The organism is Ruegeria sp. BB9, assembly GCF_056539345.1.
Genome location: NZ_JBQFUU010000001.1, coordinates 1,139,627 through 1,159,777, shown reverse-complemented (window position 1 = coordinate 1,159,777; position 20,151 = coordinate 1,139,627). Strand labels below are relative to the sequence as shown.

Below are 20,151 nucleotides of genomic sequence, written 5' to 3'. Positions count from 1 at the left end.
GATCAAAGGGACTAATGCTTGACCAAAGACGCCCTAGACTACGCATCCCAGATTTCCGGTCCGCCACAAATCATCGGGTCGGGCTCGCCAACGGCTTCGACGTCCTTTTCGTCATAGTCCACATTCGACAATACCGCCCGGATTGCCGCAAGCCGCGCGCGCTTCTTGTCGTCTGAACGGATGATCGTCCAAGGGCACAGATCGGAATGGGAGCGTGTCAGAGATTCGGAAATCGACTGCGTGTATTCATCCCATTTGCCCAGACCGGCGATGTCGATAGGGCTCAGTTTCCATTGTTTCAGCGGGTCATTCTCGCGCGCGAGAAACCGATTGAGCTGTTCTGCGCGTCCGACGTTGAGCCAGAACTTGAAAAGGTGAATGCCGTCATGCACAAGCCCGATCTCCAGCGGCATGACTTGCCTGAAGAAGCGTTCCCGCTGGTCTGCGGTACAGAATCCAAAGACGTTTTCGACGACCCCCCGGTTGTACCAGCTGCGATCGAAGAAAACGATCTCGCCGGCTGATGGCAGGTGCTGGATGTACCGCTGGAAATACCATTGGCTGCGCTCGGCGTCGGAGGGTTTGCTGAGGGCGACATTGCGGGCGCCACGCGGGTTCAGGTTTTCCCGGAATCGCTTGATCGTACCGCCTTTGCCTGCTGCATCCCGGCCCTCGAACACGATCGCGATGCGTTGTCCGGTTTCCTTGACCCATGCCTGCATCTTGACCAGTTCGATCTGCAGGGCCTCCATCTGATTGTCATAGTCCTTGCGCTTCATCCTCTCCTGATATGGGTAGCTGGGGTTGAGGATGTCGCCTTTTTCAGCGTCTTCGATGGCCTTTCGCACGCTCTCGGGAGCGTCGTTCCGAAAGTAGCTGTTGATTGCTCGGTCCGCTGCACGGGTCATGAGTTGCCTCGCCATAAAATCCAGTTTCTACTATGGATTACGGGCGGGGTTAACGCAAATCCGCTCGTTCCGCGGCGCGTTCGATCGCAGCAGCAACTTCTGGAGCGGCCACCACTTGAGGCATGTGACCCATACCTTCAAGTTCGATCAGCTCAGCGCCGGGGATTTGTTCGATCAACCGCTCGGAATGCCAGCCCAGCCCAACTGTGGTGTCTGCCGTACCATGCACAATTTCGGTGGGCACCGAAATCTCGGGGTAGCGCGGTTGCAGCTCGGCAACTTCGTTCAGGAGGTTGGCCCGTTGTTTTGCGTTGGCATGCATCGACGACCGGCGGAGCGTCAGGGGCGGGCCAAAGTGCTCGGCATAGCCTTCGGGTGCCGCCTGGGGGGCAAAGACCGTATCCAGGGCCTTGTTGACGTACCAGTCCGGAACGTAGGCGGTGATCAACGGCAGGACGAGAGCATTTCCCCAGGCGGTCGAGGTAATCCGGTTGAAGGAATCGAGCGGAGTTTCCCATGGCACCGCGGCCGGGGCGATCAGGACCAGAGCCGAGATGTTGTCAGGTCGCGTCACAGCCCAGGCCAGCGATACCGACCCGCCATAGCTTTGGCCGGCTACGATGGGTTTGTCGGCCCCCAGCATCGCGGCAGCTTTCTGCAGGATTTCTGCCTGCTCAACGATGGTTTCGCCCTCCGCCGAGAAGCTCTGAGAATAGCCCAGCCCCGGTCGGTCAAATACAATGACCCGAAAGGATTTTGCCAGCAACGGCGCAAGAGCAAACGTCATGTCCCGGGTATTGCCGCTGGACCCGTGGATCAGGACGACATCCGGGCCTTCGCCCATGACGACGGCATGTACAGCAACGCCGTCGACATCCAATATCTGACCCTCTGGCGGAAACGCGGCCTCGGCCCGGGCCTCATGGCGTGCGGCAAGCCAAGCCGTCAAAGCCGCAAAAAGGGCCGCAAACAGGCCTAGGTATATCAACGACTTAATGACCAATTTTCGTCATGTCGAAAGGAGTGGTCTGGTAGATTTCGTTGATCCAGTTCCCATACAGCAGATGCGCATGGCTACGCCACCGATTCTGAGGCGTGCGGGACGGGTCATCGTCGGGATAATAGTTGATGGGTACGTTGATCGGAGTGCCATTGGCCACGTCCCGATCGTATTCCTGTTTCAGCGTGTCACTGTCGTATTCGAAGTGATTGAAGATATACAGCGCCCGGTTCTGCCGATCTTCAACCAGACACGGACCGACCTCGTCGCTGCCCAGAAGGGTCACAAGCCCTTTGGCAGCGTCGATTTCATCCTGCCGGACTTCGGTCCAGCGACTGACCGGGATCACGCAGTCATCCGAGAAACCTCGCAGGAAAGGCGAGGCCGGCGACAGGTTCCGATGCCGGAAACACCCAAACGCCTTGGCGTCCAGCATATGCTTTTTTACGCCATGAAAATGATAGATCATCGCCATGCCACCCCAGCACACGCCGAAGGTCGAATGCACATTGGTTCGGGTCCATTCAAACACCTCGGTCAGTTCGTCCCAATAGGTGACGTCCTGAAATTCCAGATGCTCGATGGGGGCGCCGGTGATGATCAGGCCGTCAAATTTCTGGTCCTTCACGTCCTGAAAAGGGCGGTAGAACTCTTCCATGTGTTCGGCCGCGGTGTTTTTCGTCTGATGCTCGGTCATGCGGATCAGAGACAACTCGATCTGCAGCGGCGTCGCGCCGATCAACCGGGCAAACTGGTTTTCGGTCTGGATTTTCTTCGGCATCAGGTTCAGCAACCCGATCTTCAGGGGCCGGATGTCCTGCCGTGCAGCCTGATCCTCGGCCATGACCATGACGCCCTCTTTCGTCAGAACGTCAAAGGCCGGGAGGTCGGACGGAATCTTGATAGGCATGAGGCGGGTTTTTCCAGTTTCTTCTGAAGCGTTCTAGTTAGGACGCCGCGGCGCGGGTCTCAAGTGTGCTCTCGATCAACTCATCGAAATCACGCGCATTCCGCACCTTTCCGATTGCGTCGGCGGTAACAGTGACCCCCCAATTCTCAGCCATGGATTGGTATCTGGGCTGACGGTGGGCCAGGGCGCGGGCATAGGTCCAGCGGATGAAGTCGTCGGGATTGACCTCTGCCTCGGCGCAGCCGTGCTGATCAAGGTATTCCTGCCAGGTGCGCGTCAGGAAATCGGCCTGATAAGACATCGGTTTGGGGGCCTTGTCGAACCGTCGGATCAGTTCGGCGGTGTGGTCGTCGTCGCCCTTGATCCAGACCATCAGGGTCTGGCGCGAGAGTTCCGACAAGACGTGGTCGGAAGGATTGTCAGGGTCCACCCATTCGCAGATTGACCCGCCGGTGTCACAGATGAAATGCGGGTACCCGTACAGACGCTGAGCGCGGTCAATGAAATATTCGGTGTCCAGCAGAGCGTGGATTTCGGCCTGCCGGAACTGCTCTTGTCTACGCCGATATTCCGGCATCGCCAGCCCACCCACGGCCGGGTTTCCGGGCTTGCCCAGATAGGCGGCGACCGGCGTCAGGTTTTCGAACGAAATGTTGGAACCGATATAGATCGAGTCAGAGAGCAGCAGGTCCCGCAGAAAGGGAACTTTCATGGCTTCAGCCTTGGCGTTGTCGGTGATGTACTCACCCATGTAACGCGTGCCAATTCGATAATCGATCGAGTAGTGGAACCAGTCGCCCGAGTCGCGAAGGATGTTCGAAACGTAAGTCTTGCCCAAGCCGGACATGCCGAAAAACAGCACCTTTTTGCGCGCCGCTTCGCGCCAGTCCTTCGCCGAGCTGTAGATCATGTGCAACCGTCCCTTGTTTTGTCCTAGCTAAATCGGCCCGGCGATGGCGTCAATCTCGGCTGCGGGATCGGCTTAGGATCAATAGCCCCAATGCAAGGATCGCAAAGCCGATGAAGGCGTTCGGGGCAAGGGTTTCGTGCCGGACATAGGCGCCGAGCAGAATGGCGACCGGAGGGATGATCAGGGTGACCAGCAGCAAGTTGCCGCTGCCGGCTGCGGCCAGAACCCTGTAGTACAGCAAGTAGGCACCAGCCGTAGCGACGAGTGCGTAATAAGCTACGGCGAGCCAAGTTGTCATAGGCAGGTCGAACGATGGCACACCGTCGACGAACAGCATTACCGGCAGCATGACGATGGTTGACCCGCTCAGCATTCCCGCCGCCGCAACCTGCGGCGCCAGGCCTGACAAGCGCAGACGGGCCCATACAGCCGCCAGCGCATAGGATACGGTCCCCGCCAGAATGGCCAACTGAGCAGCGCTTTGCAGGCTGAACCCAAGGAAATTGTGCAATCCGATTGCGGTGGAAACTCCGCCAAAGCCAAGCGCAACACCCACGGCTCGACGTTTGGTCAGTCGCTCGTCGGGAAAGAATGCAGCCGCAACCAGAACACCGAAGATTGCCGTGGCAGCGTTCAAGATCGAGGTCAGACCGGTGTCGACATACAATTGGCCCCAGGCCATCAGCGAGAAGGGCAATACGTTGTTCAGCAGACCCATGACCAGAAAAGCGCCCCAAATACGCGGGTCCCTCGGTATCGTTTCTCGGCGGAGGAGAACGACGGCCCAAAGTGCAAGCGCGGCCCAGAAAACGCGATGAAACACGGCCGTCATCACAGGTATCGTGTCCAGTGCGACGCGGATCGCCAGGAAGGACGCGCCCCAGATCAGTCCAAGAAGAATGAGCTCGAACCAAGCAAGGGCGGAGAGGGATTTTTGTTGCGTCATGGCTATTTCTTGCATGTTTCTGTTTGCCTCACGCGGAATACTTGCATTCGGCAATTCGGTAAGCGACCCGGATCATGCGAAAAACCCCGCCACAAGGGCGGGGTTTTCCAATTCTGTATGAGCGTATCCCTTAGTTCAGGGCGTAGGTCACCTGAATACCAACGCTCCACGCGCTGTTTCCAGAGAAGTTCGCCCGCGCCGCGGGGCCAGCACCGTCAGCGGTTGCGTCGCCCAGATCGGTATAGCGAACGCCGCCCGAAATCTTGGCGCGTTCCATCGAGTAGGTGCCGCCAAGGCCGATGCTCCAGAACCCGTCGGTCGGACCCAGGTTGGAAACGGGCTCATTGGTTGCCGATTCATAGCCAAGGGTCACTGCGCCCGAGAACTGTTCGGAGAACTGGTAGCCAAGACCCAGCGAATAGGTCCAGGTCGGATCGTCATAGTCCACAAGCGCGCTGGTCGGCGGATAGTTCGGGGGATCGTAAACCGTTTGCGGCCAATCGACCCAGCGGATCGATCCGAACAGCAGTGTCCTGGGGGCAACGCCGGTCTGGAAGTCCAGGTTCACCGATTGCGGAGAAACGACCTCGCTGGAAGTGTCGAATGTCGCCACGGTTCCAGGCGGGATCGGCGGGATTGGGATTGGGTTCACCGACTCCGTTTGCGACAGGTCATGGGAAATTTTCGAGTTGTAGGTCAGCGCCACGCGCGCTGCGATCTCGGGCTTTTCCCAAGCCACACCTACGACGTAACCCAGCGCGGTATCCTTGTCGGCATTCACCTCGTAACCAGCCGCCGCCGGCACGGCAACGTCAGCGCTGAGCCGCTGAATACGCAGACCACCGATGGCGCTGAAGCCGCCGTCGAACTTGTAGCGCAACAGGGCAGTAATTGCCTCTGTGTCGGCTTTCGCGCGCAGAACGTCAGTGCGACCGCCCGGGATCGGGTTCTGCGAGAGCGGGTAGTTCGAACCGTAGGCGATATCGGCACCGAACGGTTCGTCATAGATCAGCGCAAAGTCGAGTTGGTCGGTGAAGGCGTGCTTGTACGCGAGATGAGGCGAGAAGAAGTCGTTTGCAACGTTGCCCGAGTCCACGCCCAGCATCGTGCCGCTTACGCTTGGGTTGGTGTAGCCCAGGCGAAACTGTACGACGGAACCTTCCTCAAAGATAATGTTGATGCCTTGCCCACTACGGTCGATACCGCCGGCATGAGCGGCGGTCGCCCCTGCACAGAGCACGCACGCCTGTAACAGCGCTTTCTTCATGTATTCCTCCCTTTTCACTATCCGGCGCCACAGTATTGTCTTGTGAGTGTCAGTGGCGGTGATTTCTGTGGCCATTATTCACGGGGAGTTTAAAAAAACGTCAACCACTGACCATACGTTAGTTTCTGCCAGTGACCGAACGTCAGTTTTTGTGTGTGGTTTTTGCCAGAGTGCCCGATCCCGCGCGGCCTTCGGACCAGACATTCAGGAAGATGCCCGAGAAAATCACGACGGCGCCCAGCATGGTCCACTGATCCAGGGGTTCGTGATACAGCAGCATCCCAACAATGGCGATCGTCGGCAGGCGCGCGAAATCAAAGGGAATAACGACCGTGGCCGGAGCGATGGCAAGCGCGTTTGTAATGCAGAAATGGGCCAGCAGGCCGGCCAGCCCGACCAGCAACAACAGGGGCGCGCTTTGAGCGGTTGGCAGGACGATCTGCCCGTCCGCTCCGGCAACAGCAAGACCCATTGCGGCCTGCATCGTAGTCAGCCAGAAAACGATGCATCCGATGCTGGCGAACCCTGTCAGTTTCTTCGTCGAAATCGTTGTAAGCGCAAAGAAAACAGCCGAGGAGGCCGCTGCAAGAACACCGGGCGTGAGCGGTGTGGCTCCGGGTCGGGCGACGATCAATATGCCTGCGAAACCTATGATTGCCGACATGACCCGCGTGGGTGTCAGGCGTTCGCCCAGCAGAAGCGGAGACAGGAGTACGACCCATATCGGTTGCGTAAATTCCAACGCAAAAACCTGCGCCAGCGGGATGACGCTGACAGCGTAGAACCACAGGTTTTGGCCCGCAAAATGCAACGAGTTTCGAACCGCGTGCAGACCCAGACGTTGTGTCGATACCTGGTGCCATTTGCCGGTTGCCGTCAAAACGGCCGAAACGACGATGACGCCGACAATGCTGCGGTACATCATGATTTCAAACGTGTCGTGCGTCAGGCTAAGCTCGCGCCCGGCAACGGCCATTGACGAGAAAGAAGCGATCGCCCCGGTCATCCACAGCGCGGTTTTGGCAATCATCGATTTGCTATCGCGCATGTTTCGATCCTTGGGCTGAGCGTGCGTTTGGCCACCGAACCAAAACCGACGCCGGTTCACAACAACAAAAAAGCCGGGTCAGCGCCCGGCTTTTGGTGTCATTCCCATTCGATCGTGCCCGGAGGCTTGGAGGTGATGTCATAGGTGCAACGGTTGATGCCCTTGACCTCGTTGATGATCCGGGTGGCGGTTTCGCCCAGGAATTCGTGGGTGAACGGGTAGTAATCGGCCGTCATTCCATCAACCGAGGTCACCGCCCGCAGGGCGCAGGCATAGTCATAGGTGCGCCCGTCGCCCATCACGCCGACTGTGCGCACCGGAAGGATCGCGACGAAGGCCTGCCAGATCTCGTCATACAGGCCGTGCTTGCGGATCTGGTCGATATAGATCGCGTCGGCCTCGCGCAGGATTTCCAGCTTTTCGCGGGTGATCTCGCCCGGGCAGCGGATGGCCAGACCCGGTCCGGGGAAGGGGTGGCGGCCGATAAAGCTGGGCGGCAGGCCCAGTTCACGGCCCAGCGCGCGCACTTCGTCCTTGAACAGTTCACGCAGCGGCTCGACCAGTTTCAGGCCCATCTTTTCGGGCAGGCCGCCGACGTTGTGATGCGATTTGATCGTGACTGACGGGCCGCCGGAAAACGACACCGATTCAATGACATCGGGGTACAGCGTGCCCTGGGCCAGGAACTCGGCGCCCTCGATCGTGTCGGCGTGTTTCTGGAATACGTCGATGAACAGCTTGCCGATGATCTTGCGCTTGGTTTCGGGGTCCGAAACGCCGTCGAGCTCTCCCAGGAACAGCTCGCTTTCATCCGCGTGGATCAGTTGGATGTTGTAGTTGTCGCGGAACATCGAGACGACTTCCTGCGCCTCGTTCTTGCGCAGCAGGCCGTGATCGACGAAAACGCAGGTCAGCTGGTCGCCGATCGCCTCGTGGATCAGGATAGCGGCGACCGAGCTGTCGACACCGCCCGACAGACCGCAGATCACCTTCTTGTCGCCGACCTGTTCGCGGATCTTGCGGATCATCTCGTCGCGATAGGCGCCCATGGTCCAGTCGCCCTTGAACCCGGCCAGCTTCACGAAATTCTCGTACAGTTTTGCGCCCTTGGGGGTGTGGTGCACCTCGGGGTGGAACTGAACGGCATAGAAATGGCGGTCGGTATCGGCGGTGATCGCGAAGGGCGCGTTGGGCGAGGTGCCGAACACCTCGAACCCCGGTGCGACTTGGCTGACATGGTCGCCGTGGCTCATCCAGACCTGTTCGTTGCCATCGGTGAACCAGCCCTCGAGCAGGTCGAGCTTGCCGCGCGGCGTCACGAATGCCCGTCCGAACTCGGCGGTGCCGTGGCCGCTTTCAACCTTGCCGCCCAGCTGGTGCATCATGACCTGCTGGCCATAGCAGATGCCCAGGATCGGAACGCCATACTCGAATATCTCTTGCGGGACGCGCGGTGATCCCTCGCGGGTCACGCTGTCCGGCCCGCCCGAAAAGATGATGGCGCGCGGGGCCATGTCACGCACGAAATCCGTCGTGACGTTCTGGTAGGGGTGGATTTCGCAATAGACGTTCAACTCGCGCAGGCGGCGGGCGATCAGCTGCGTTACCTGGCTGCCGAAGTCGATGATCAGAAGGCGGTCATGGGATGTCTCGGTCATACCCGGCCTTTAGGTCGGAAGCCTTGCATGTGCAAGCGCCTTGACGTCATTTGGCGGGAAAGAGTGACGCGGAGCGCATTGAATGACCGGAATTTCGCTCAGAAGGGCTGTGGCAACCGATGCGGAGCCCATCCGCCGATGTATCGAAGCGGCCTATGCCGCAGCGCGCCAGTCCATTCCCGACCTGCCGGATGTGACCGAGGGGGTCGAGGAGGACATTCGCGACCGGAACGTCGTTGTCGCCGCGGATGAAACATCCCTGCAGGGTGTCGTGGTTTTTGGTTTCGAAAGAGAAACCGCGATGATCTTCAATCTGGCCGTTTCACCGGATGCGCAAGGGCGGGGCATTGCTCGGCAGTTGCTCGATTTCGTCGCGACAGAGGCTCGCGAAAACGGGGTTTGGAGCATGCGCCTGACAACCCACCGCCTGATGGCGGACACCCGCGCGATGTACTGTCATCTTGGGTGGCAGGAGACCGGGCACGAGGGGAACAAGGTTTATTTCAGCAAGCCAACCTGACGCGCCGTAAGGCCTGTTTCTGGTGCTGGACAGCGCGGAATATGTCGCTTTTCCCCCTATTGCGCCGGAATCCACATCTGATGAAGTCGCGGCATCTTGTAACAAGCAATCCAATCTAAACTTTCACACGGGATCATCTCATGACAGAGGCAAGCACCCGACGCAGAGTGCGTGGTGGCGGAGGCGCCGCCCGCCGGGCCGAGCGTACCGCGGTTCGGATCGAAACGGCGAAGTATATCGAACGCAACATTCCGAACTTCGAGATCCTCAATGACGAAGCGTTGGAGATCATCGAGGCCAATGCGGAAACCGTGCTGGAGGAAGTCGGCGTCAATTTCGTCGACAACCCCGCGGCGCTGGAACGCTGGCGGGATGCCGGAGCCGACATCGATGGTGAGCGCGTTCGCATTCCGCGAGGTCTGGCCCGCGAACTGATCAAGACCGCGCCCAAGGAATTCACGCAGCACGCGCGCAACCCCGAAAAATCGGTGGTAATCGGCGGGCGCAACCTGGTGCTGGCGCCGGTCTACGGACCGCCTTTCGTGCGGGACGCGCAGGGTGGCCGCCGCTATGCCACGATGGACGATTTCAACAAGTTCGTGAAACTGGCCTACATGTCCAAGTGGCTGCACCATTCAGGCGGCACGGTCTGCGAACCGACGGACGTTCCGGTGAACAAACGTCATCTGGACATGCTGATGGCGCACATGACGCTGTCCGACAAACCCTTTATGGGTTCGGTGACCGATCCCAGCCGGGCGCAGGATTCGGTCGAGATGTGCGAGATTCTGTTCGGCAAGGAGTTCGTTCAGGAAAACACCGTGATGACCTCGCTTACCAACATCAACTCGCCGATGACGTTCGACGACGTGATGATGGGGTCGCTGGAAGTCTATGCGCGCAACAATCAGGCCTGCATCATTTCGCCCTTCATCGTGGGCGGCGCAATGGCCCCGGTTTCGGTTGCCGGAACTCTGACGCAAGTGCTGGCCGAGGTGCTGGCCGGCATCGCCTACAGTCAGATCATCCGTCCGGGAGCACCGGCCATTTTTGGCGCATTCGTGTCGTCGATCGACATGAACTCTGGCGCACCGACCTTCGGCACGCCCGAAGCCGCGCATATCACCTATGGGGCCGGTCAGTTGGCGCGCCGTTTGGGTGTTCCCTACCGCTCGGCCGGGTCGTTCTGTGGATCCAAGCTTCCGGACGCGCAGGCGGCCTACGAGACTGCGAACTCGCTGAACATGGGGCTGCTTTCAGGCGTCAACTTCATGTTGCACGCATGTGGGTGGCTCGAAGGCGGTCTGGTCGCCGATTTCGAAAAATTCGTCATGGATGCCGATCAGTTGGGAGCGCTTCATGCGTTGGCCAAAGGGGTGGCCTATGATGAAAACGCGCAGGCCATGGACGCGATTCGTGAGGTGGGGCCGGGTGGTCACTATCTTGGCTGTGCGCACACCCAGGCCAATTTCCAAAGCGCCTTCTGGAAGACCGACCTGCTGGACTACAAACCCTTTGAAACATGGGAAGAAGAGGGTGCGCGGGACACGCGCATGCTTGCCTCCGTCCGGGTCGAGCATCTGCTGGCCAACTACCAGCAACCGCAACTCGACCCGGAAAAACTGGCGGCGCTAACCGCCTATGTCGAGGAAAAGAAAGCGTCCATGCCCGACGCCTTCACTTGACGACACGAAGTTCCGGGGCGCGGCTGGCTTGATGCAGTCGCGCCTCACCAATCAGTGCGATCAGTAGATCCAGGTGGCGAACCAGCGAATATGCGGCATCACCCGAGCGTCGTTGGTCGTCGACGCTCCGCTCCATCTCCAACAGTCGCATCAAGGCCGCTCCGGTTCCCGGTAGCGCGCCATAGCCGAACAGGCGCTGCAAGTGGCGGTCACGGTCGTATTCCTGTGCTCCGACCTTGGCTGCCCGAGACAGCAGCCGCGGGCGGCGGAGGGCGGTGATCATAGTCATCAGGTCCTGCATTTCGGCGTTCCTCTGTTCAATTTTTCCTGCAGCAATTTAGCACAACCCAAGCGGGTGTTGCCGTGACATGGCTCGCGCCGAACGATGGTTTCACGACTGTTTATCTTTTTGAATCAATTCTGGTTAGAGCCATTGGAGGTTAACGAACGAGTAACGAAAGCAACTCTAGGTAGATTTGGTTAACACTTTATCCGACGGCGGACAGTGGCAGTTTGATTGTCGACGAGGGCGAATAACGATGGAAAACAGCACCGCATTCACCGTTCCAGCTTGGGTTCCCGAAGGGGCACAGCGATACCTAGCCCATACTGAGGCGGGACGGTCGATCCGGGATCTGGCGCGGTCGGCAGGGTGTCACGCGTCAACCATTCTGCGACAGATCCGAAGGATCGAAATGCGCCGCGACGATCCCTTAGTGGATAAAGCACTGCAGTCACTTGCCGAAACACACTTTCCCGGTGCGGGGAATGAAGTGGCCTCTGGTCCCTTCTTTGGCGTCGGCGATGATCCTCATCGCATTCCCAATGCCGAAGACGAGGCGTTCGAGCGCGAGGCTTTGCGGGTGCTGCGGCGCCTTTGCGAAACGGGTGCGGTTCTGGCCGTGGCCGAGGACATGGAAAAGGCGGTCGTTGTCCGCGACAGCGGCGAGGGCGGTACAACTCGGACCGCCGTTGTTGACTGCAAGACCGCTCAGGCTTTGGCTCTGAAGGACTGGATCGTTTGTGACAATCCGGGGCGTGTGTCGCGCTACCGGATCACGCAAACGGGCCGAACCGCACTGAGCCAGTTGATTGCCGATGCCGAAAACCGCGCGCGGACACAGACAGAATATGGGATGGCCGAGGCACCGGCGAAATTCAAAACGTGCAGCCAAGCCGACGAGAGGCGCCCACGGCGCATCCGCTATTGCGCAGCAGAGAGCCCCCTGATTGCCTTGTCGCGCCGGCGCGACCGGGATGGAAAGCCGTTTCTGGACGAAAGCCTGGTGCGCGCCGGAGAGCGACTGCGCGAAGATTTCGAGCTGGCCCAGATCGGACCGCGGGTCACGCAAAACTGGGACCGGTTCCTCACCGCTGGCGGTTGTGCGGGTTTCGAGGGCGATGTGCCGGTTGCGCGGGGGTCGTCCGAGGCGCGTGATCGCGTGGCCCGGGCCTTGTCGGATCTGGGTCCGGGTCTGAGCGACGTTGCGCTGCGGTGTTGTTGCTATCTGGAAGGTCTGGAACTGGCCGAGAAACGGATGGGCTGGTCAGCACGTTCGGGGAAGATCGTGCTGCGCATTGCACTGCAGCGCCTCAAGCGACATTACGAGAAGCAAGCAGAGTGTGACCGGTTGATCGGCTGATTCACGTTGAATCCGATTGGCTGCAGTTGCGGAAAACGCAGCAGGTGATAATCAGGGGTTATGAATTTTACCCTCAGGCAGCTACAATACTTCCGCGCCGTGGCCGAGCAACGCAACTTTGGCCGGGCCGCTCAGGTGTGTCATGTTTCTCAACCGGCGCTATCGGTGCAGATCCGGGCTTTGGAAGACATCATGGGCGGGCCGCTGTTTGAAAGGCGCGCCCGCGATGTTCTGCTGACACCGTTGGGGCGTGATGCGCTGGAGCACGCACGGCGCATTTTGGGCGCGGCCGAACGGTTGGATCGGTTCGCGCGTGACAACTCCACCGGGCATCGCAGTCTGTCGGTCGGCTTGATCCCGACGGTCGCGCCATATCTGTTGCCGGGTGTTTTGGCTGGTCTGCGGTCAGCGGATGTGTCCCTGCGCGTACAGGTACGCGAGGCGCGCACCGAGCGGTTGCTGTCGATGCTGAAAGCGGGCGAGATTGACGCCGCCGTGCTGGCCCTGCCGGTGGGCGCGCACGGCCTGGACGAGGTGCCTTTGTTCGAGGATCGTTTTCTGCTGGCCGGCAGCGAGACACGCCTGAAGAGCTTGACCGTCAGCCCCGACGCTCTGCGCCCGATCGACCTGAACGCAGCCCAGCTGATGCTGCTGGAAGACGGGCATTGCCTGACGGATCAGGCGCTTGAGGTGTGCGGGCAGGACCGGACCAGCGCCCATATCAACATGGGCGCGTCGTCTTTGGCCACGCTGTCGCGTTTGGTGGCCGAGGGGTTCGGCCTGACCTTGATTCCGGAATTGGCGGCGCGTTCCGAGGCCGATGCCGTGCCGAGGCTGAAACTGCTGCGGTTCGGCGCCCCGGAGCCCGCGCGGCAGATCGGCCTCGTGCGGCGCGATTCGTCGGATGGGGCGGTGTGGTTCGATCAACTGGCCCAGGTGATCCGGCAGGTCGGCGAAAACATCGTGTCAGAAACCCGGAACTGAAAAGGGCCCGCACTTGGCGAGCCCTTCGAGTGGAGGCTGGTTGAAGGCTCAGGCCATTTCGGGCTGCTGCGCTTCTTCCAGGTGCTTCATCAGGTTTTCGGGCGACGAAACGCCATAGGGGTCCTCGGGGCAGTTGTCCATAAGGCCAGGCTCTTCGAACCACGCCTCGACCACACCGTCGTTGATGATGGCGGCATAGCGCCACGACCGCATGCCAAAGCCCAGATTTGCCTTGTCGACCAGCATGCCCATCTTGCGGGTGAACTCGCCCGACCCGTCAGGAATGACCTTGACGTTCTTCAGCCCCTGATCCTGCGCCCACTTGTTCATGACAAAGCTGTCATTGACCGACATGCAGTAGATCTCGTCGATGCCCTTGGCCTTGAACGCCTCGTAGTTGTTTTCAAACCCCGGCAGTTGGTAGGTCGAGCAGGTGGGGGTAAACGCACCGGGCAGCGAGAACAGGATGACCCGCTTGCCTGCGAAGTAGTCGGCCGTGGTCTTGTCTTCCCAGCGGAACGGGTTGGGCCCTTCGATCGAGTCGTCGCGCACGCGGGTGTGGAATGTCACGTCGGGCAGCTTGGCGCCGGTTTTCATGGGCATCTCCTGTGATTCACATTTGTTCGGCCCGTGGGTTAAAACGATTCCAAACCGGCTTCAACACGGGATGTGCTGCGTTTGCGAATATCCTCTTGTCCTCAGAAATCATGTCGAAATTTGCGACGGTCTCCCGGAAAATCACGATTGCATTCTGCGTGTGCGAAACGCTGACGCATGACAGCTATGCATGGCTGGCGTAATACATCCGACCGGTTTATGTTATGCACCAACCAAATTGACCCAAAGTCAGGAAACCGGCCCCGTGCGCGATCTGAAAATCCCTGAACAACGTCACCCGGAAAAGGCGCATAAGCCCGACAATGCGCAGCCGAAAAAGCCCAACTGGATCCGAGTGAAAGCACCCGGCGGCAAGGGCTATGCCGACACGCGCCGGATCATGCGCGACAACAACCTGGTCACCGTCTGCGAAGAGGCCGGCTGCCCGAATGTGGGCGAATGCTGGAGCCAGGGCCACGCGACAATGATGATCATGGGCGAGATCTGCACCCGCGGCTGCACCTTCTGCAACATCGCCACCGGTCGCCCCGATGCGCTGGACGCGTTCGAACCGGGCCGGGTGGCACATGCGGTGGAAAAGCTGGGTCTGAATCATGTCGTGATCACCTCGGTCGACCGCGACGACCTGGCCGATGGCGGGGCCGAGCATTTCGCTCAGACCATCCGCGCGGTGCGTCACCGCTCGCCCAAGACAACGATCGAGATCCTGACCCCGGATTTTCTGAAATGCGATCCGTCGGTTTTGGAAACCGTGGTCGCGGCCAAGCCGGATGTGTTCAACCACAACCTTGAAACCGTGCCGGGCCTGTACCCCGAGGTGCGCCCGGGCGCGCGCTATTTCCACTCGCTGCGTCTGTTGCAGAGGATCAAGGAACTGGACCCGTCGATCTTCACCAAGTCGGGCATCATGGTCGGACTGGGCGAGAACGAACAGCAGGTGCGCCAGGTCATGGACGACATGCGCGCCGCCGACATCGATTTCCTGACCATCGGTCAGTATCTGCAGCCCACGCCGAAACACCACCGCGTGGACCGCTTTGTCACGCCCGAAGAGTTCGCGGCCTATGAAAAAGCCGCCTATGGCAAGGGGTTCCTGATGGTTTCAGCCACGCCCCTGACCCGGTCCTCGTACCATGCGGGCGATGATTTCGCGCGCCTGCGGGCAGCGCGGCAGAAAAAGCTGGGGCAGGCGTGACGCCCGAACGGCTCGCGCAACTGACTGCGCTGCGCCACGCGTTGCACCAACGGCCCGAGGTCTCGGGTGAAGAGGCCGAAACGGCCGTTTTCATCGCCGAGCAATTGCGCGGTTTGGCCAGTCGGCTTCTGACCGGGATCGGTGGGCATGGGGTGGCGGCCGTGTTCGACTCGGGCCAGCCGGGGCCGACCGTTGGTATCCGCTGCGAACTCGACGCGCTGCCGATATTGGAGATGCCGGGCAAACCCTATTGCTCGCAGGTTCCGGGTAAGGGTCATCTGTGCGGGCATGACGGCCATATGGCCATTGTGCTGGGCGTGGCGCAGGACCTGGCGCAAGCGCCCATGTCACGCGGTCGGGTCGTGCTGATCTTTCAGCCCGCCGAAGAGACCGGACAGGGCGCACGCGACTTTCGGAACGATCCGCAATATGCTGAGATACAGCCGGATTTTCTGTTCTCGCTGCACAACTTGTCGGGCTTGCAGCTGGGCGCGGTCGAGCTGTGCTCTGGCCCGGCCAATTGCGCCTCACGCGGGATGCGGGTGCGGCTGACGGGCAAGACCTCGCACGCCGCGGCCCCGCAGAACGGGCTGTCGCCGGCCTCGGCCATGGCCGAGTTGATGCCGGCCTTGGCGGCCTTGGGGCCGGGCGGCGAACTGACTGAGGATTACGCGCTGACCACCGTCACCCACGCCCAACTGGGGGCCCCGACATTCGGCGTGGCGCCCGGTGAGGCCGAGATATGGGTCACGCTGCGCACCGTCTCGGACGCGCGCATGGCGCAACTGGTCGATCAGGCCGAGGCGCTGGTGCGCAAGGCTGCGGCCGACGAGGGACTGGGTGTCGAGATCACCTATGACGACGTGTTCGAGGCCTGCGTCAACCACCCAGAGGCCGTGCAGATCCTGGCTCAAGCCTGCGCGCAGGCCGGGGTGCAACCGCGCCTGACCACCGCGCCGCAACGGTTCTCGGAGGATTTCGGGCAATTCGCCAAGGGGTCGAAAACCGCCATGTTCTGGCTGGGGTCCGGGGTCGACCATCCGCAATTGCACAACCCCGACTATGATTTCCCCGATGCGCTGATTCCTGTCGGTGCGGGTATCTTTCTGGCGGCAATTCGTCAGGTGCTGGACGCGCCGGTCACGGCCTGAGCTTGCGTGGCTGGCTGGTTGCCCATTCGGGCCACCAGCCCATGTATTCAACGCCGGCAATCACCAGACACAGAACGATCAGGCCCAGCACCAGTTTGACCCGCTGGTCCGAGGGCGGATTGCGCGCCCATCGGGACATTCGCAGAAGGTGGCGCAGGATCATGGGGCCTCGAATCCGCGGCGGGATCAGTCTTCGGTAAAGCGGACCTTGCCGATGAAGGGCAGGTTGCGGTTGCGTTGGGCATAGTCGATGCCATAGCCCACGACGAATTCGTCAGGGATTTCAAAGCCGATCCAGTCGGCGCGGAAATCGACCTCGCGGCGGCTGGGTTTGTCCAACAGTGCAATCGACTTGAGCCGTTTCGGCTGGCGGCTGCGCAGCAGGTGGGTGACGTGGTTCAGCGTGTGTCCCGTGTCGACGATATCTTCGACCACCAGCACGTCGCGCCCTTCAATTGCCCCACGCAAGTCTTTGAGAATGCGCACTTCCCGGCTGCTTTCCATTGAATCGCCATACGAGGACGCCTCGAGGAAATCGACCTCGATCGGCAGGTCCAGTTCGCGCACCAGATCGGCGATGAACACGAAGCTGCCGCGCAGCAGGCCCACGACCACCAGCTTGTCGGTGTCGCCGAATTCGCGGGTGATTTCGCGGCACAATTCCTCGATCCGCGCCGCGATGGCCTTGGCCGAGATCATCTCATCTATCACATATGCGCGCTGGCTCATGGCTGCCCCCTTGATCTTTGGCGCGCAACATACGACATGACGCGCCATTGTCACGTTTCAAATGCCCAGGTTGCCATGCCCACTCATTCGGAAACCCGCCACCTCCCATACAGCGCGCAGCAGATGTATGATCTGGTTGCAGATGTGGCGAAATACCCCGAGTTTCTGCCTTGGTGCGCGGCCGCGCGGATCCGGCGAACCTATGCGGCGGGCGAGGCGCAGGTGATGGAGGCCGATCTGGTGATCTCGTTCAAGGTGTTCCGCGAACGGTTCGGCAGCCGGGTGACGCTGTACCCCGATCAAAGGAAGATCGACACCGAATATCTGGACGGCCCGTTCAAATACATGAAATCGGACTGGCATTTCGAGGACGCGCCCGAGGGCGGCTGCAACGTATCCTTCCACGTGGATTTCGAGTTCAAGAACGCCGTGTTGCAGGGCATCATCGGCGTGGTTTTCAACGAGGCGATGCACCGGATCGTACGGGCCTTCGAGCAGCGCGCGGCCAGCCTTTACGGCTGAGGGTTTACCCGGCGCGGGCGCACGTTAGACTGCGCCGCATGACTGATTTCACACGCACTCTTTCCGAATTCGCCGCAGGCCCGGTCAAGACAACTGCGCGGGCTCGGATCGTCACGTCTTTGTCCGCGCTCGACTGGCTGGCGGTTGGGCGCGCAGGCGTCAACGAACAGGTCTCTCGCATCCTGCGGGAGATGGTCCTGGACGAAGGCGGGGCCGGCCAGGCCACTCTGTTCGGCGGCGGGACTGCGCCGATGCGCGCTGCGGCTTTGGTCAACGGCACGGTGTCGCACGCGCTGGACTATGATGACACGCATTTCGCCCATATCGGTCACCCCTCGGTGGCGGTGTTTCCAGCCGCGCTGGCCGTCGCCGAATGGCAGGACCAGCCCGTCGTCGAGCTGTTGGAATCGGCCTTGGTGGGGATGGAGTTGTCCATCCGCATCGGCCTGTGGCTGGGGCGGGGGCATTATCAGGTCGGGTTCCACCAGACCGCGACGGCGGGCGCGTTCGGAGCGGCCGCGGCGGCCGCCCGCCTACTGGGATGCGATGCGGCGGCCATGCGCCGGGTTCTGGGGTTGACCGCGACCCGGGCGGCGGGTCTCAAGGCGCAGTTTGGCACCATGGGCAAGCCTTACAATGCGGGGCAGGCGGCGTCGGTCGGGGTCGAGGCCGCGCTGTTGGTTCAGCGGGGGTTCGCGCCCAATCCCGATGCCCTGACCGGCCCGTTCGGATTTGGCGCGACCCATCACGGTGCCGATGATACTGCCACGGCTCTGTCGGGACTTGGGGATGAGTGGCTGTTCGAAAGCGTCAGCCACAAGTTCCACGCCTGCTGCCACGGGCTGCACGCCGCGCTCGAGGCGGCGCGCGATCTGGACATCGCCGAACCCGAGGTGGCCGAGATCAAGATCCTCACCCATCCCCGATGGATGAGCGTCTGCAATAAGACCGCGCCGACAACCGGGCTGGGCGCCAAGTTTTCCTATCGGACGGTGATCGCGATGCAGGCATTGGGATACGATACCGCTCTGCCTGCAAGCTACACGGACAAGGTCTGCGCCGATCCGCGCCTGCAATCTCTGCGCGACCGGATTACGGTTGAAGCGGATGAAACCCTGTCCGAGACCGAGGCCCGCTTGGCGCTTTTGCGGCGGGACGGGGTACGGCGCGAGGCGACCCGCGATCTGGCCGCGCCGATCTCGATTTCCGAACGCGAGGACCGGGTCCGCGACAAGACCGCCAAACTGATCGGCGCGGACGACGCGGATGCGATCTGGTCGATGCTGCGCACCGGCGGGCGCGCAGCGGATCTAGCAAAACGACTGGTTGACTAGACCACGCGCCAGTGCAGCGGGAAGCCGGGGTCGAACACGGTGACCGGGCCATCGCGCGTTTCGATCTTGTCAGGGTAGGTGACCGGTTCGCCCTTCTGCAGGGTGATGGTCTGATCGTTGACGGGCAGCCGGTAGAACCTTGGCCCGTTGACCGACGTGAACCCTTCCAGCTTGTCCAGAGCACCCGCGCGGTCAAAGACCTCGGCCACCAGCGACATGGTGTTCGTGGCGGTGAAACATCCCGCGCAGCCGCAGGCCATTTCCTTGTTGGCGTCCGTATGCGGGGCGCTGTCAGTCCCCAGAAAGAACCGTTCGTCGCCCGAGGTTGCTGCATCGACCAGCGCCTTGCGGTGATCTTCGCGCTTGGCGACGGGCAGGCAGTAGTAGTGCGGCTTGATCCCGCCCACAAGGATGTGGTTGCGGTTGATGATCAGGTGATGCGCGGTGATCGTGGCGCCCAGGTCGATCTCGTTCGCGCGCACATATTCCACGCCGTCGCGGGTGGTGATATGCTCCATAACCACGCGCAGGCCCGGCGTGGCCTTGCGGATCGGGTCCAGAACGCGGTCGATGAACACCGCCTCGCGGTCGAAGATGTCGATCTCGGCATCGGTGACCTCGCCATGCACGCAGAGCGGCAGGCCGATCTCGGCCATCCGTTCCAGCACGGGGCGCACCTTGTCGAAATCCCGCACGCCCGAGGCCGAGTTGGTCGTGGCCCCTGCCGGGTACAGCTTTACCGCCTTGACCAGACCGCTGGCATGGGCCGCGGCCATGTCGTCTGGGTCGGTATCCTCGGTCAGGTACAGGGTCATCAACGGCTCAAAGCTCATGCCTTCGGGCAGGGCAGCCAGGATACGGTCGCGGTAGGACGCGGCCTGAGCGCCGGTGACCACTGGGGGCACCAGGTTGGGCATGATGATGGCCCGCGCGAAATGGCGGGCGGTTTCGGGCAGGACGGCCTGCAGCATGGCGCCATCGCGCAGATGCAGGTGCCAGTCATCGGGGCGGCGGAGCGTCAGAGTATCGGTCATGGCGCCGGGCTAGCACAGGCAGGCCGTACGGGAAAGTGACAACAAACCTTGCCAGGCGACCAGATTGCCGCAAGTCCCGGAAAGATCAC

The 20,151-nt window shown here is 61.0% G+C and carries 21 protein-coding genes; 8 read left to right on the top strand and 13 right to left on the bottom strand.

The features are described 5' to 3' along the window. Nucleotides 1-38: 38 nt before the first annotated feature. The 8 genes from ppk2 to guaA form a co-directional block, all read right to left on the bottom strand. Entirely contained in the window at nucleotides 39-908 is an 870-nt protein-coding gene (gene ppk2 / locus ACR0FC_RS05845) for a polyphosphate kinase 2 (RefSeq protein ID WP_170338898.1), read from the bottom strand. Nucleotides 909-957: 49 nt separating this feature from the next. After that, complete coding sequence (locus tag ACR0FC_RS05840; protein WP_437342581.1) at nucleotides 958-1,905, bottom strand: alpha/beta fold hydrolase; 948 nt, start codon at nucleotides 1,903-1,905, stop codon at nucleotides 958-960. Next, nucleotides 1,901-2,818, bottom strand: coding sequence for a homoserine O-acetyltransferase MetA (gene metA, locus ACR0FC_RS05835; RefSeq protein ID WP_170338894.1), 918 nt, complete (start codon nucleotides 2,816-2,818; stop codon nucleotides 1,901-1,903). Before metA ends, ACR0FC_RS05840 begins: the two co-directional genes overlap by 5 nt. A 37-nt stretch (nucleotides 2,819-2,855) precedes the next feature. Further along, nucleotides 2,856-3,728, bottom strand: coding sequence for an ATPase (locus ACR0FC_RS05830; protein WP_170338893.1), 873 nt, complete (start codon nucleotides 3,726-3,728; stop codon nucleotides 2,856-2,858). Nucleotides 3,729-3,777: 49 nt separating this feature from the next. Continuing rightward, on the bottom strand, nucleotides 3,778-4,674 hold the full coding sequence (locus ACR0FC_RS05825; RefSeq protein ID WP_170338891.1) for a DMT family transporter: 897 nt from the start codon (nucleotides 4,672-4,674) through the stop codon (nucleotides 3,778-3,780). A 130-nt stretch (nucleotides 4,675-4,804) separates the two neighbouring features. Next, a complete protein-coding gene (locus tag ACR0FC_RS05820) occupies nucleotides 4,805-5,941 on the bottom strand; it encodes an OmpP1/FadL family transporter (protein WP_170338889.1) in 1,137 nt (378 codons plus the stop codon). 142 nt (nucleotides 5,942-6,083) lie between these two features. Next, a complete protein-coding gene (locus tag ACR0FC_RS05815) occupies nucleotides 6,084-6,989 on the bottom strand; it encodes a DMT family transporter (protein WP_170338887.1) in 906 nt (301 codons plus the stop codon). A gap of 98 nt (nucleotides 6,990-7,087) precedes the next feature. After that, nucleotides 7,088-8,647: a glutamine-hydrolyzing GMP synthase gene (guaA, locus tag ACR0FC_RS05810; RefSeq protein WP_170338885.1), complete on the bottom strand. Its 1,560-nt coding sequence runs from the start codon at nucleotides 8,645-8,647 to the stop codon at nucleotides 7,088-7,090. A gap of 82 nt (nucleotides 8,648-8,729) precedes the next feature. Here guaA and ACR0FC_RS05805 point away from each other — a divergent pair, with 82 nt between their 5' ends. Continuing rightward, the gene (locus ACR0FC_RS05805) at nucleotides 8,730-9,167 is read left to right on the top strand and encodes a GNAT family N-acetyltransferase (protein ID WP_170338883.1); all 438 of its coding nucleotides are present in this window, start codon (nucleotides 8,730-8,732) and stop codon (nucleotides 9,165-9,167) included. 140 nt (nucleotides 9,168-9,307) lie between these two features. Continuing rightward, a complete protein-coding gene (locus ACR0FC_RS05800; RefSeq protein ID WP_170338881.1) occupies nucleotides 9,308-10,852 on the top strand; it encodes a trimethylamine methyltransferase family protein in 1,545 nt (514 codons plus the stop codon). Here the strand turns inward: ACR0FC_RS05800 and ACR0FC_RS05795 are convergent. Further along, nucleotides 10,845-11,153, bottom strand: a complete 309-nt coding sequence (locus tag ACR0FC_RS05795; protein ID WP_170338879.1) for a DUF6477 family protein — start codon at nucleotides 11,151-11,153, stop codon at nucleotides 10,845-10,847. The two genes, ACR0FC_RS05800 and ACR0FC_RS05795, sit on opposite strands and share 8 nt — an antisense overlap. 238 nt (nucleotides 11,154-11,391) lie before the next feature. Here ACR0FC_RS05795 and ACR0FC_RS05790 point away from each other — a divergent pair, with 238 nt between their 5' ends. Next, a complete protein-coding gene (locus ACR0FC_RS05790) occupies nucleotides 11,392-12,495 on the top strand; it encodes a DUF6456 domain-containing protein (RefSeq protein ID WP_170338877.1) in 1,104 nt (367 codons plus the stop codon). A 60-nt stretch (nucleotides 12,496-12,555) separates the two neighbouring features. Continuing rightward, the gene (locus ACR0FC_RS05785; protein WP_170338875.1) at nucleotides 12,556-13,479 is read left to right on the top strand and encodes a LysR substrate-binding domain-containing protein; all 924 of its coding nucleotides are present in this window, start codon (nucleotides 12,556-12,558) and stop codon (nucleotides 13,477-13,479) included. Between the two features lie 48 nt (nucleotides 13,480-13,527). Here the strand turns inward: ACR0FC_RS05785 and ACR0FC_RS05780 are convergent, their stop codons facing one another. Beyond that, on the bottom strand, nucleotides 13,528-14,076 hold the full coding sequence (locus ACR0FC_RS05780) for a peroxiredoxin (RefSeq protein ID WP_170338873.1): 549 nt from the start codon (nucleotides 14,074-14,076) through the stop codon (nucleotides 13,528-13,530). 265 nt (nucleotides 14,077-14,341) lie between these two features. Here ACR0FC_RS05780 and lipA point away from each other — a divergent pair, with 265 nt between their 5' ends. Beyond that, nucleotides 14,342-15,292, top strand: coding sequence for a lipoyl synthase (gene lipA, locus ACR0FC_RS05775; protein WP_170338871.1), 951 nt, complete (start codon nucleotides 14,342-14,344; stop codon nucleotides 15,290-15,292). Next, the gene (locus ACR0FC_RS05770) at nucleotides 15,289-16,443 is read left to right on the top strand and encodes an amidohydrolase (RefSeq protein ID WP_170338869.1); all 1,155 of its coding nucleotides are present in this window, start codon (nucleotides 15,289-15,291) and stop codon (nucleotides 16,441-16,443) included. The genes lipA and ACR0FC_RS05770 overlap by 4 nt, the downstream gene beginning before the upstream one ends. On the opposite strand, the gene ACR0FC_RS05765 is transcribed toward ACR0FC_RS05770, so the two are convergent. Both ACR0FC_RS05765 and hpt read right to left on the bottom strand, forming a co-directional pair. Continuing rightward, on the bottom strand, nucleotides 16,433-16,606 hold the full coding sequence (locus ACR0FC_RS05765) for a hypothetical protein (protein ID WP_005983545.1): 174 nt from the start codon (nucleotides 16,604-16,606) through the stop codon (nucleotides 16,433-16,435). The genes ACR0FC_RS05770 and ACR0FC_RS05765 overlap by 11 nt on opposite strands. A gap of 23 nt (nucleotides 16,607-16,629) precedes the next feature. Further along, nucleotides 16,630-17,172, bottom strand: a complete 543-nt coding sequence (gene hpt, locus ACR0FC_RS05760) for a hypoxanthine phosphoribosyltransferase (RefSeq protein ID WP_093962943.1) — start codon at nucleotides 17,170-17,172, stop codon at nucleotides 16,630-16,632. 75 nt (nucleotides 17,173-17,247) lie between these two features. On the opposite strand from hpt, the gene ACR0FC_RS05755 reads away from it, so the two are divergent. Together ACR0FC_RS05755 and ACR0FC_RS05750 are read left to right on the top strand one after the other, a co-directional pair. After that, nucleotides 17,248-17,694 carry a type II toxin-antitoxin system RatA family toxin gene (locus ACR0FC_RS05755; RefSeq protein WP_093961911.1) on the top strand — a complete coding sequence of 149 codons (447 nt, stop codon included), beginning with the start codon at nucleotides 17,248-17,250 and terminating at the stop codon, nucleotides 17,692-17,694. Nucleotides 17,695-17,732: 38 nt separating this feature from the next. After that, complete coding sequence (locus tag ACR0FC_RS05750) at nucleotides 17,733-19,028, top strand: MmgE/PrpD family protein (protein ID WP_170338867.1); 1,296 nt, start codon at nucleotides 17,733-17,735, stop codon at nucleotides 19,026-19,028. Here the strand turns inward: ACR0FC_RS05750 and pyrC are convergent. Further along, a complete protein-coding gene (pyrC, locus tag ACR0FC_RS05745) occupies nucleotides 19,025-20,062 on the bottom strand; it encodes a dihydroorotase (RefSeq protein WP_170338865.1) in 1,038 nt (345 codons plus the stop codon). The two genes, ACR0FC_RS05750 and pyrC, sit on opposite strands and share 4 nt — an antisense overlap. Between the last annotated feature and the right edge of the window lie 89 nt (nucleotides 20,063-20,151).